At 63.1% G+C, this 11,352-nt stretch carries 11 protein-coding genes; 5 read left to right on the top strand and 6 right to left on the bottom strand.

What is annotated here, in order from left to right:
* Positions 1 to 162: 162 nt before the first annotated feature.
* The 5 genes from ACXJ7R_RS14955 to ACXJ7R_RS14975 all read left to right on the top strand — a co-directional run bounded on the left by ACXJ7R_RS14955 (position 163) and on the right by ACXJ7R_RS14975 (position 5,419).
* On the top strand, positions 163 to 1,290 hold the full coding sequence (locus ACXJ7R_RS14955; protein ID WP_095091454.1) for a sugar ABC transporter substrate-binding protein: 1,128 nt from the start codon (positions 163 to 165) through the stop codon (positions 1,288 to 1,290).
* Positions 1,291 to 1,369: 79 nt separating this feature from the next.
* Positions 1,370 to 2,917 (top strand): sugar ABC transporter ATP-binding protein, encoded by a 1,548-nt coding sequence (locus ACXJ7R_RS14960; protein ID WP_457152509.1) that lies wholly within the window; start codon positions 1,370 to 1,372, stop codon positions 2,915 to 2,917.
* A complete protein-coding gene (locus ACXJ7R_RS14965; protein ID WP_457152510.1) occupies positions 2,914 to 3,894 on the top strand; it encodes an ABC transporter permease in 981 nt (326 codons plus the stop codon). The genes ACXJ7R_RS14960 and ACXJ7R_RS14965 overlap by 4 nt, the downstream gene beginning before the upstream one ends.
* Entirely contained in the window at positions 3,891 to 4,877 is a 987-nt protein-coding gene (locus ACXJ7R_RS14970) for an ABC transporter permease (RefSeq protein ID WP_457152511.1), read from the top strand. Before ACXJ7R_RS14965 ends, ACXJ7R_RS14970 begins: the two co-directional genes overlap by 4 nt.
* 2 nt (positions 4,878 to 4,879) lie before the next feature.
* Positions 4,880 to 5,419, top strand: a complete 540-nt coding sequence (locus ACXJ7R_RS14975) for a gluconokinase (protein ID WP_457152512.1) — start codon at positions 4,880 to 4,882, stop codon at positions 5,417 to 5,419.
* Here ACXJ7R_RS14975 and ACXJ7R_RS14980 read toward each other — a convergent pair.
* The 6 genes from ACXJ7R_RS14980 to ACXJ7R_RS15005 all read right to left on the bottom strand — a co-directional run bounded on the left by ACXJ7R_RS14980 (position 5,416) and on the right by ACXJ7R_RS15005 (position 11,265).
* Entirely contained in the window at positions 5,416 to 5,865 is a 450-nt protein-coding gene (locus ACXJ7R_RS14980; protein ID WP_013530871.1) for an RrF2 family transcriptional regulator, read from the bottom strand. The two genes, ACXJ7R_RS14975 and ACXJ7R_RS14980, sit on opposite strands and share 4 nt — an antisense overlap.
* Positions 5,866 to 6,218: 353 nt before the next feature.
* Positions 6,219 to 7,205: a sulfate ABC transporter substrate-binding protein gene (locus tag ACXJ7R_RS14985; RefSeq protein ID WP_457152513.1), complete on the bottom strand. Its 987-nt coding sequence runs from the start codon at positions 7,203 to 7,205 to the stop codon at positions 6,219 to 6,221.
* Positions 7,206 to 7,431: 226 nt separating this feature from the next.
* Positions 7,432 to 8,472, bottom strand: a complete 1,041-nt coding sequence (locus tag ACXJ7R_RS14990) for a sulfate/molybdate ABC transporter ATP-binding protein (protein ID WP_095091460.1) — start codon at positions 8,470 to 8,472, stop codon at positions 7,432 to 7,434.
* Between the two features lie 13 nt (positions 8,473 to 8,485).
* Complete coding sequence (gene cysW / locus ACXJ7R_RS14995; RefSeq protein ID WP_095091461.1) at positions 8,486 to 9,370, bottom strand: sulfate ABC transporter permease subunit CysW; 885 nt, start codon at positions 9,368 to 9,370, stop codon at positions 8,486 to 8,488.
* Positions 9,363 to 10,214, bottom strand: a complete 852-nt coding sequence (gene cysT / locus ACXJ7R_RS15000) for a sulfate ABC transporter permease subunit CysT (protein ID WP_095091462.1) — start codon at positions 10,212 to 10,214, stop codon at positions 9,363 to 9,365. Before cysT ends, cysW begins: the two co-directional genes overlap by 8 nt.
* Positions 10,215 to 10,236: 22 nt before the next feature.
* Entirely contained in the window at positions 10,237 to 11,265 is a 1,029-nt protein-coding gene (locus ACXJ7R_RS15005; RefSeq protein WP_457152514.1) for a sulfate ABC transporter substrate-binding protein, read from the bottom strand.
* Between the last annotated feature and the right edge of the window lie 87 nt (positions 11,266 to 11,352).

Consider the following 11,352-nt stretch of genomic DNA (forward strand, 5'->3'; position numbering starts at 1 on the left):
ATATGATAGTTTTTGTTTCCGATTTGGAGGTGGCAAAGGAGGGAATCGGGTCGACATTGGCGACTTAAGAAAGCGCGAGAGGCAAGACAGGAGGTGTCTGGCCGGACGCGTGAAGTGCATGGCAGCCAACAACAATCAAAACTGCAACTGGGAGGAATATCGATGATCAAGTCACTCGTGGGTGGCATCGTTGCCGCCACTGCATTTGTCATGCTCAACTCGGCCGCAATGGCCGCCGGCCCCGAAGTCGTGAAGGGACCAGCCGCCGAACCGGACTGCTTCGCGCCCTGGGCCGCGGATACGCAGTTCTTCAAGTTTCCCAAAAAAGATGGCCCATACCGGATCGCGCTCGCCAATGGCTATATCGCCAACACCTGGCGCATCCAGATGATCCAGACCGCCAAGGCTTACGCAGCGCAGAAGGACGTCGCCGCCAAGCTGAAGGAATTCAAGGTGGTGTCGACCGGCGAGGATGTGCCGGCGCAGATCTCGGCGATCAACAACTTCATCGATTCCGGCTATGACGCCATTGTTGTCAACGCGCAGAACCCGACCGCTTTCGCGCCGGTCATCAAGCGCGCCAAGGAAGCCGGCGTGGTGCTGGTCGCCTTCGACAACATTCTCGATACCAAGGATGCCATCAACGTCAATGTCGATCAGAAGGGCCTTGGCGAACTTTGGGGCAAATGGCTGACCGGCCATATACCCGAAGGCGGCAAGATTCTTGAAGTCCGCGGCGTTGCCGGCACGTCGGTCGACACCGATCGCCATAATGGCATCCATGAGGTTCTCGACGCTTCGGGCAAGAAATGGGACGTCACCGAAGTCGCCGGCAAGTGGGACGATCCGACGGCACAGAAAGTCACGGCTGACGCGATCGCCACCAATGGTCCGTTCGTCGGCATCACCGGCCAGGGTGGCGACACCGGCATCGTGCAGGCGATGATCGACGCCAAGCATCCGTTCGTGCCGTTCGGCGGCGAAACAGAGAACGGCTTCCGCAAATTCTGCGCGGCCCATGCGGCGGACGGATTGAAATGCTCGTCAGCCGGTACCGGCCCCGCCCAGGTGGCGGTTGCCATCAAGACGGCGATCGCAGCCCTTGAAGGCAATGTCGTCCCGCAGTCGGTCAAGCTGCCGCTTGCGATCGTCGAGGATCCGAACTTCAAGGCAGGTCAGGATTTCTTCCCTGATCAGTCCGACAATTTCTTCGTCGGCAATTCCTTCCCGACCTGCGGTATCAATTTCACCGCGCAGGAAATCATGGGCCAGACCAAGGCCGACCAGTAGCTGCACCCAGGCGCCGCGGGATATTCCGCGGCGCCGACCACTCGATATCCCTAGTCGTCAAAGAGCCTCGGGAGGCCCGATGGACGGTGCGATTCCGCTCTTCCGGATGGAAGGCATATCCAAGCGCTATGGTGGTGTGCGGGCGCTGGAAAAGGCCGAGCTTTCGGTCTCATCCGGCAGCATTCACGGCATCCYCGGCGAAAACGGTGCCGGCAAATCGACGCTGATCAAGGTGATGGCCGGTGTCGTTGCGCCCGACGAAGGGCGCATGACGTTAGATGGCCGCGAGGTGACGTTCGCTTCGCCGGCTGCCGCCAACCAGGCCGGCATCGTCTGCATCTTCCAGGAACTGTCGCTGGTTCCCGAACTCAGCGTTGCCGACAACATTGTTATCTCAGACCCGCCGACGCGGTTCGGCATGATCGACCGCAAGGCACAACGCCGGATTGCGGAGGAAGCGTTGGCGCGCGCGGGCGCAGCAGATATCCACCCGCTGGCGCTGGTCAAGGACCTGCCGCTGTCGCGCCGCCAGATGGTCGAGATCGCCAAGGCGCTGGCACGCAAGCCGCGCATCCTGATCCTCGACGAGGCGACCTCGGCGCTGACCGCGACGGATGTCGCCAAGATTTTCGGCGTGCTGAAGCGACTGCGCTCGGAAGGGCTGGCGCTGCTCTATATCTCGCATCGCATGAACGAGATCGCCGAACTGGCCGACCAATGCACGGTGTTTCGCAACGGTCGCAATGTCGCCAGTTACGCGGCGGGCACAAAGAGCGACAATGAAGTCGTCGAACTGATGATCGGGCGAGAATACAGCCACATCTTTCCGCCGAAGCCGCCACGCGCTTCGGCTGCCGCCGTTCCGGTGTTGGAGGCACGCAAGCTTTCATGGACCGACCGGTTGGACAATGTCTCGCTGACTGTTGGGGCAGGCGAGGTCCTCGGTCTTGGCGGCCTCGACGGTCAGGGCCAACGCGAACTGCTGCTTGCCTTCTTCGGGGTGTTGCGCGGCCTGTCGGGCCAGATCCTCATCGACGGCAAGCCCGTTGCCATCGCCAGCCCCGCCGCCGCACGTGAAGACGGTATCGGCATGGCGCTCATTCCCGAAGACCGCAAGACCGAAGGGCTGATGTTGCCGATGACGGTTCGCGAAAACCTGTCCTTCGCCGCGCTCGACCGGCTGTCCAAAGCCGGCATCATCGACCGTGCCGCCGAGCAGCGGCTGATCGACGACATGGTCGGCCTGCTGGCGATCAAGACCGCGGGGCTCGACATTCCGGTCGGCGCGCTGTCGGGCGGCAACCAGCAGAAAGTGGTCATCGCCAAATGGCTGATGCGCCAGCCGCGCATCATCCTGCTCAACGATCCGACGCGCGGCATCGATGTCGGCACCAAGCAGGAGCTCTACCAGTTGATGCGCAAGCTCGCCGATGCCGGTGCTGCGATCCTGTTCTATTCGACCGACTATGACGAGCTGATCGGCTGCTGTGACCGCGTGCTGGTGCTCTATGATGGGGCGGTCAAGCGCGAGTTGATCGGCGCCGAGATCACCGAGCGGGCGCTGATCGCCAGCGCGCTCAACATCCATGGCGAGGAGAGCCCCGTGAGCCTGGGAGCAAACGCGTGAAGGATTGGCGCTACTGGCTGGCCGAGCAGCGCGGGACGCTGCTGGCGCTCGGCATCTTCATCGTCATGTTCGTCATTTACACCTCGAACCACCCGGCCGGCTTCACCGCCAATGTCGTGCAGACGGCAGCGAACAAGGGCGTGCTGCTCGCCTTCGTCGCCATGGCCCAGACGCTGGTGGTGATCACCGCCGGCATCGACCTGTCCGTGGGCATGATTTTCACCCTGACCAATTGCCTGGCGTCCTGGCTGGTCATCGGCACTGGCATCGAAACCGCCTTCGGCGTCCTCGCGGTGCTCGGCACCGGGCTGCTGTGCGGGGCGATCAACGGCGCCATCGTCATCTATGGAAGGCTGCAGCCTATTGTCGCCACCATCGCCACCGGCGCCGTCTACTTCGGCATTGCCCTGCTGCTGCGACCTTTTCCCGGCGGCTCGGTCAATGAGGACCTCGCCGACGCTTTGACCGGACGACTGTTCGGCGTGGTGCCGGCAAGCTTGGTCGTGCTGTTGGCCGTGGTGTTGTTTGTCTGGGTGCCTTTCAGCCGCTCGGTGCTCGGTCGTGCGGCTTACGCAGCCGGCTCGTCGGAGACGGCCGCCTACATGTCCGGCGTGCCGATCCGCCGTGGCAAATTCGCCGCCTACGCACTGGCCGGGCTGCTTGCCGCAGTCGGCGGGCTATTCCTGACCTTCTTCACCTATACCGGCGACGCAGCCTATGCCAGCGGCAACGCCTATACGCTGTTCTCGATCGCCGCCGTCGTGCTCGGTGGTGTCTCGCTGTTCGGTGGCAAGGGCAGCGCCATCGGCGCGATCTTCGGCGCGCTGGCGTTCCGCACCATCGGTGACCTGCTCTTCGTCTTCGATTTCGATCCGCTCTGGCAACCGCTGTTCCAGGGCGTTATCCTGCTGATCGCGGTCAGCCTCGGCGCCTTCGCCCTGTTTCGGGTCCGCAACCGGCTGGAGTGGTTCCTGTGAGCGAAACGACGCTTGGCGGCATTGCCGGCCGCATGCCCAGATTCATCCGGCGCGCCGATCCGGCGGTGCTGACGGCCTTTGCCTGCATCGTGCTGCTGCTGTTCCTCGGCAGCCTCTATTCCAGAAGCTTCCTGTCACCTGAATACCTTCTGCAGCAGCTCAAGGTGGCGTCATTCCTCGGCGTCATCGCCACCGGCATGATGCTGGTCATCCTGCTTGGCCAGATCGACCTGTCGGTGCCATGGTCGGTCGCAATGGGCGCCATGATGGCCAGTGCGGCAGCCGCCTATGGTCCGGTCGGCGTGGCGGTGGCCATCCCATTCGGCATCGTCTGCGGCATGCTGATCGGCGTTGTCAACGGCATCGGCGTCGCCTATCTGCGCATCCCCTCGATGATCATCACGCTGGCCACCAACGCCGTCGCGCAGGGGCTGATGGTGGTCTACACCGGCGGTTTCTCGCCACAGGATTCGGCGACTGGCGCGATGCGCTACCTGGCGACTGGTTTTGCCATTCCGGGCGTGCCCAACGCGGTCATCATCTGGGCGCTGATCGGCGCGGCGATGGTGTTCGTACTGACCCGCACCAGCTTCGGCCGCGCCGTCTACGGCATCGGCAACCGCGAGCGCGCCGCCTATCTTTCGGGTATCGACACGCGACGCGTGGTGATGATCGCCTTCGCCGTCTCCGGCGGGCTTTCAGCCTTCGGCGGCGTGCTTCTGGCCGGCTATGCTTCGAAGGCGGCGCAATCGATGGGCGACGCCTACCTGTTGCCGTCAATCGCGGCAGTGGTGCTTGGCGGTACCTCGATCCTGGGCGGGCGCGGTTCCTATCTCGGCACCGTTGCAGGCGTCATCCTGATCACGCTGCTGCAATCCATCCTGTCGGTCATGCAGATGCCGGAGGCGGGGCGGCAGATCATCTATGGCATCGTCATCGTTGCCATGCTGTTGCTCTACGGCCGCGCGCCGGCAAGCCGCTGACAGTGGACGAAAAGACAGAACAGGCGCCAACGGGCGCTCCCGGTTCGGTGCCGGCCATTGTGGTGATGGGTGTCGCCGGCTGCGGCAAGTCGGCCGTCGGCACCGCGCTGGCCGCCGTGCTGGGCGCCATCTTCATCGAGGGCGACAGGTTGCATMCGCCCGAAAACGTTGCGCGCATGGCAAGCGGCGAGCCGCTCACCGATCAACTCCGTGAAGGCTGGCTCGACGCGATCGGCGAGCGCATCGTGGCGTCGGTCGGGCAGGGCGAAGGCGTGGTTGCCGCCTGCTCGGCGTTGAAGCGCAGCTATCGCGAGCGGCTGAGCGGCTTCTGCCCGGAGATCGTCTTCCTCTACCTGGAGATCGACGCTGCCACGGCGAGGCGACGCGTCGCCGGCCGCAAGGGTCATTTCATGCCGGCAAGCCTGGTCGACAGCCAGTTCGCCATCCTCGAGCCACCGGCGGCGGATGAGCGGGCATTGACGCTCGACGCGATGCGCCCGGTCGGCGAACTTGTCGCTGCCGCGGTTCGTCAGATGCGCTAAATCTGCGACGTCAGTTCGACCGGAAAATCATCATTGTCGGCGTCGCGCATGGCGGCGAGGCTGCGATTGTCCAGCACTTCGGCAATCGCCTGGCGTACTTCCAACATCATGTGCCGGACCTGGCAGGTCGCCTCGTCGCAGTCCTCGCAGCGCTGATACTGTGTGCGGCTGGCGCAGGGGATCGGCGCCAGCGGTCCGTCAAGCACGCGCACGACATGGCCGATCTTGATTTCGGAGGCCGGCCGGGCAAGGCGATAGCCGCCTTCCTTGCCCTTGCGGCTCTGGACGAAGCCGGCGTTGCGCAACTCGCCCAGGATGGCATCGAGGAACTTCTTCGGGATGTTGTTGGCGACCGCGATGTCGTTGACAAAGGCCAGTTGGCCAGCCGGCAGGCCGGACAGATGCACAAGGGCCTTGAGGCCGTATTTGCCTTTTTTAGTCAGCATGCCCAGATCAACCCATTGAAGCCCCAACCACCCGCATCTGGCGACTGTTTGTGTGCAAATAATGACGTTTTCGCCGCGCGATGACGTTTCGCGAAAACAAGCCGCCAGATGGCACGTTAGGCACAAACGCGTTGATTCTTTGTAACGTTTTGCATGATGAAGCCGATAGAGCATGTTCCACCCGATAGAATCGGGATGGAACTCTGCTTCTCGGCTCGAACATGATTCTGGCGAAAACCGGATTCCGCTGTTCGGGATCATGCTTTGGTCCGCTGAATACCGGATTGCCGGCGCACGAAACGAAAAAAGCCGGCACAGCGCCGGCTTTCGCGTTCACCTCGGATGCTGCCCCGTCAGCGGCTGCCGTAGGTCTGGTCGAGCAGGCCGCCGGCGGCGAAATGCTCCTTCTGCACCTTGTCCCAGCCGCCGAAGACGTCGTCCACCGTCAGCAGGCGGACATCGGGGAAGTCGGCCTTGTATCTGGCGGCGACGGTCGCGTCGCGGACCCGGTTGCCGTTCTGCGCGAGGATGTCCTGGCCTTCCGGCGTGTAGAGGAAGTCGAGATAGGTCTTGGCCAGATCGCGGGTGCCATGCTCGTCGGCCACCTTGTCGACGATCGCTACCGGGAATTCGGCCAGCAGGCTAACCGAGGGCGTGACCTGCTCGAACTTGTCGTCGCCATATTCCTTGCGGATGCCGCGCGTCTCGGACTCGAAGGTGATCAGCACGTCGCCGATCTCGCGCTGCACGAAGGTGGTGGTCGCGGCGCGGCCGCCTGTGTCGAAGATCGGAACGTTGTTGAACAGCTTGGTGATGAATTCCTTCACCTTGGCGTCGTCGCCCTTGAAGGCTTCCTTGGCGTAGGCGGTGGCCGCCAGATATGTGTAGCGCGCATTGCCCGAGGTTTTCGGGTTGGGGAAGATCACCTGGACGTCGTCGCGCACGAGGTCGTTCCAGTCCTTGATGTGCTTGGGGTTGCCGGCGCGCACGAGGAAGGACGGCAGCGAATAGAAGGGCGAGGCGTTGTCGGGAAAATCCTTCTGCCAGTCAGCCGAAACGAGGCCCTTCTTGACCAGGAAATCGATGTCGGTGACCTGGTTGAAGGTGACGACATCGGCGCCGAGCCCTTCGGCGATGGCGCGCGCCTGCGCCGAGGTGCCGGCATGCGACTGGTCGACGGTGACGCCTGGATGCCCTGCGATGAAGGCCTTGTTGACCTGGACGAACAGTTCGCGGCCGACATCGTAGGATGCGTTGAGCAGTTTGTCGGCCGACCAGGCTTGGGAGGATGCGAGGAACAGGCCGGCTATGGCGGCGACGCCAAGGAAAAATCGCTTCATGAAACGGGCTCCGATGCAATGTGTTTATGGTCGAACCATAGCCGTGGCGCAGGGTACGGGACGAGGCACGCGCAGCGGCCCGTGCCCTAGCCACGAGAAAAGATATCGCCAAAACGGCCGGCTGTTAGGATCTCTTTTCTGGCATGGATATTTTCGATGCCCCAGCCGGCACAACGACGCTGCGTGCGCGCACAATCCTTCCCGAACGATGGGCAGGCGGATTGGATCAAGCGGTCGGGAAGAGCTTCCAGCGACCGGGGCGGAAGGCCACCCGACTTTTCTGCGCCGCGGGGTGATCGACCGGCAGTTCGATTTCGACCCGCTGGCGCTCGCCGCCGATCTCGAGTTCCACTCGCCGCGTGCCGGCGACGCGGCGACTGGCCGCGACCGTGCCGGCGATGCAGCCGCTGCAGCCGTCGAGCAGCTCGACATCGTGCGGGCGGAAGAACAGCGTCGCGTCGCCCGAGGGCTCGTGTGGCGCGGCAAGTCCGATCGGGCGGTCGGCAAGCCAGATCTCGCCATTCTCGACCTTGACGGGAAGCGAGCTCGATTCACCGATAAAGCCATAGACGAAGGGCGAGTTCGGCGTGTCGTAGATGTCGTCGGCGGTGCCAACCTGCTCGATGCGGCCCTGGCTCATCACCACGACGCGGTCGGCAAGCTCCAGCGCCTCTTCCTGGTCATGGGTGACGAAAACGGTGGTGTGGCCGGTGGCGTCATGGATTTCGCGCAGCCAGCGGCGCAACTCCCGGCGCACCTGTGCGTCGAGCGCGCCGAACGGCTCGTCGAGCAGCAGCACCTTGGGTTCGATCGCCATGGCGCGCGCCAGCGCCACGCGCTGGCGCTGGCCACCGGAGAGCTGAGCCGGATAACGCTTTTCCAGCCCTGAAAGCTGGACGAGGTCGAGCAGTTCGGAAGCGCGGCGGCGGATCTCCTGCGCCGGCGGTCGCGACGGCCCGTGCCGGACCTTGAGGCCGAAGCCGATGTTATCGGCCACCGTCATGTGCCGGAACAGCGCATAGTGCTGGAACACGAAGCCGACATTGCGCTCCTGGATCGACCTTTGCGAGGCGTCCTCGTCACCGAAGAAGATTTTCCCCCGCGTCGGCCGCTCCAGCCCGGCAATCAGCCTGAGCAGCGTCGTCTTGCCGGAACCGGACGGCCCCAGAAGCGCGATCAGCTCGCCCGACTTGATGTCGAGCGACACGTCGTGAAGCGCCGGAAACCGGTCAAACTCCTTGCGCACGTTGGCAACGCGAACTTCCATGCAAACCCCTCTATCAGTGTCCGCGCGTCGCGGCGATCTCGGCGCCGTAGCGCATCTCGAGAAGTGTTTTCAAGACCAGCGTGACGAGCGCCAGGCCCGCAAGCAATGAAGCGACGGCAAAGGCGCCGACGGCGTTGTACTCGTTATAGAGGATTTCGACATGCAGCGGCATGGTGTTGGTCAGGCCGCGTATGTGGCCCGACACCACCGACACCGCGCCGAACTCGCCCATGGCACGTGCATTGCACAGAAGCACGCCATAGAGCAGCCCCCATTTGACGTTGGGCAAGGTCACGTACCAGAAGGTCTGCCAGCCATTGGCGCCGAGCGACAGGGCTGCCTCCTCGTCGCCATTGCCCTGTTCCTGCATCAGCGGGATCAGTTCGCGGGCGACGAAGGGAAAGGTGACGAAGACGGTGGCCAGCACGATGCCCGGCACCGCAAACAGGATGACGATGCCATGCGCCTTCAGCCAGCCGCCGAGCAGCCCCTGGGCGCCGAACAAAAGCACATAGACCAGACCTGAAATGACCGGCGAGACTGAGAAGGGCAGGTCGATCAGCGTGGTCAGGAAGGCCTTGCCCTTGAACTCGAACTTCGCGATCGCCCAGGCGGCGGAGATGCCGAAGACGATGTTGAGCGGCACCGAGATCGCTGCGACAAGCAGCGTCAGCCGGATCGCCGAGCGCGCGTCGGGATCACTCAGCGATTGCGTATAGGCGCCGACGCCTTTCGCCAGTGCCTCGTTGAAGACGATGATCAGCGGCAACAGCAGGAAGATGCCGAGGAAGGTGAAGGCAACGGTCATCAGCGCCACGCGCGCCGGGCGGCTTTCCGTGACGGCCGCTGACTGGCTCTCGTGATGCGGCTCGTAGGATTTGATCTCGGGATCAGCCATAGCGCTTGCGGCTCCATGTCTGCGCGAGATTGACGACCAGCAGCATGACGAACGACAGAGCGAGCATGATCGCCGCGATCGCGGTCGCGGCCGGATAATTGTATTCCTCCAGCCGGATGACGATCAGCAGCGGCGCGATCTCGGATTTGTAGGGCAGGTTGCCGGCGATGAAGATGACCGAGCCGTATTCGCCGACGCCGCGGGCGAAGGCCAGCGAAAAGCCGGTGACGATGGCCGGCGCCAGCCCTGGAAACAGGATGCGGGTGATGATCTGGAAGCGGCTGGCGCCAAGCGTGGCAGCGGCTTCCTCAACCTCCTTGTCGATCTCCTCCATGATAGGCTGCACGGTGCGCACGACGAAGGGCAGGCCGATGAAGACCAGCGCGATGACGATGCCGAGTGGCGTATAGGCAACCTTGATGCCGAGCGGCATCAGCAATTTGCCGATCCAGCCGTTCGGGGCGTAGAGCGTGGTCAGCGCGATGCCGGCCACCGCCGTCGGCAGCGCGAAGGGCAGGTCGACCATGGCATCGACGATGCGGCGGCCGGGAAAGCGGTAGCGCACCAGAACCCAGGCGACCAGCGTGCCGAAGACGACGTTGACGGCGGCCGCGATGAAGGCGGTGCCGAAGCTGATTTCCAGCGCCTTGATGGTGCGGCGATCGGTGGCGATGGCCCAGAATTCAGGCCAGCCAAGGGCGGCCGAGCGCCAGAGCAGCCCGGATAGCGGGATGAGGATGATGAGGGTGAGGTAGGCAAGCGAGAAGCCGAGCGTCAGTCCGAAACCCGGAATGACACTCGGCTGTCTGAACCGCCACCCTGCCTGCGCGGGTGCTGTGGTCATATCGTCCTGATCTAGATCTAGCTCACGGGGCCGGCTTGTAGATCTGGTCGAATATACCACCGTCGCCGAAATGATAAGGCTGTGCTTTCTTCCAGCCGCCAAAAAGCGGATCGTCGATGGAGATCAGCTTGATGTCGGGTGTCTTGGGAAGATCAGCCGGAGCCACAAGTTCGGGCTTGGCCGGACGATAGTGGTTCTTGGCGATGATTGTCTGGCCTTCCTTGGAATAGAGCCAGCCCAGATAGGCTTCGGCGACCTTGCGCGTGCCCTTGGCGTCGACATTGGCGTCCACCACCGCCACCGGCGGCTCGGCCAGGATTGATGTCGGGGGATAGACGATGTCGAAATTGTCCGCGCCGAATTCGTCGAGCGCCAGGTAGGCATCGTTCTCCCAGCCAATCAGCACGTCGCCGATGCCCTTTTGCGCGAAGGTCACGGTCGAGCCGCGGGCACCGGTGTCGAGCACCGGGGCATTGGCATAGAGCTTGCCGACGAATTCCTTGGTCTTGGCCTCGTCACCGCCGTCGTTGGCGTTGGCGTAGGCCCAGGCGGCGAGATAGTTCCAGCGCGCGCCGCCGGAGGTCTTGGGATTGGGCGTGATCACCTGGGTGCCGTCCTTTACCAGGTCGTTCCAGTCATGGATGCCCTTGGGATTTCCCTTGCGGACAAGGAAGATGATGGTCGAGGTGTAAGGCGCTGAATTGTTTTCGAATTTGGTGCGCCAGTCGGGATTGATCTTCTTCGACTTGGAGACGATGGCGTTGATGTCGCCTTCGAGCGCCAGCGTCACCACATCGGCGTCGAGGCCGTCGATTACGGCGCGGGCCTGGGCGCCCGATCCGCCATGCGATTGCTGAATGGTGACCGTCTCGCCGGTCTCGGCCTTCCAATGCGCCGCGAAGGCTTCGTCATAGGCCTTGTAGAGCTCGCGCGTCGGATCGTAGGACACGTTGAGGATGGTGGTGTCGGCAAACGCGAAACCGAGCGTGCCGAACTGGACAGTTGTGGCGACCAGTGCGCCGAGCAGTTTCTTGAAATGAGGTTTGGTCATTTCTGCCTCCGTTGAACCGGCGCCAAATCTACCGAATTGATAGAAATTAGATGCATTCAATGTTGCCTTTTTTGCCCTCCTGAAGAA

Source organism: Mesorhizobium sp. P5_C1 (genome assembly GCF_054049815.1).

Coding starts and splice junctions, on each gene's coding strand:
- ACXJ7R_RS14955 (WP_095091454.1), top strand. CDS start 163: ATGATCAAGTCACTCGTGGGTGGCATCGTTGCCGCCACTGCATTTGTC.
- cysW (WP_095091461.1), bottom strand. CDS start 9,370: ATGGCTGATCCCGAGATCAAATCCTACGAGCCGCATCACGAGAGCCAG.
- cysT (WP_095091462.1), bottom strand. CDS start 10,214: ATGACCACAGCACCCGCGCAGGCAGGGTGGCGGTTCAGACAGCCGAGT.
- ACXJ7R_RS14990 (WP_095091460.1), bottom strand. CDS start 8,472: ATGGAAGTTCGCGTTGCCAACGTGCGCAAGGAGTTTGACCGGTTTCCG.
- ACXJ7R_RS14985 (WP_457152513.1), bottom strand. CDS start 7,205: ATGAAGCGATTTTTCCTTGGCGTCGCCGCCATAGCCGGCCTGTTCCTC.
- ACXJ7R_RS14980 (WP_013530871.1), bottom strand. CDS start 5,865: ATGCTGACTAAAAAAGGCAAATACGGCCTCAAGGCCCTTGTGCATCTG.
- ACXJ7R_RS15005 (WP_457152514.1), bottom strand. CDS start 11,265: ATGACCAAACCTCATTTCAAGAAACTGCTCGGCGCACTGGTCGCCACA.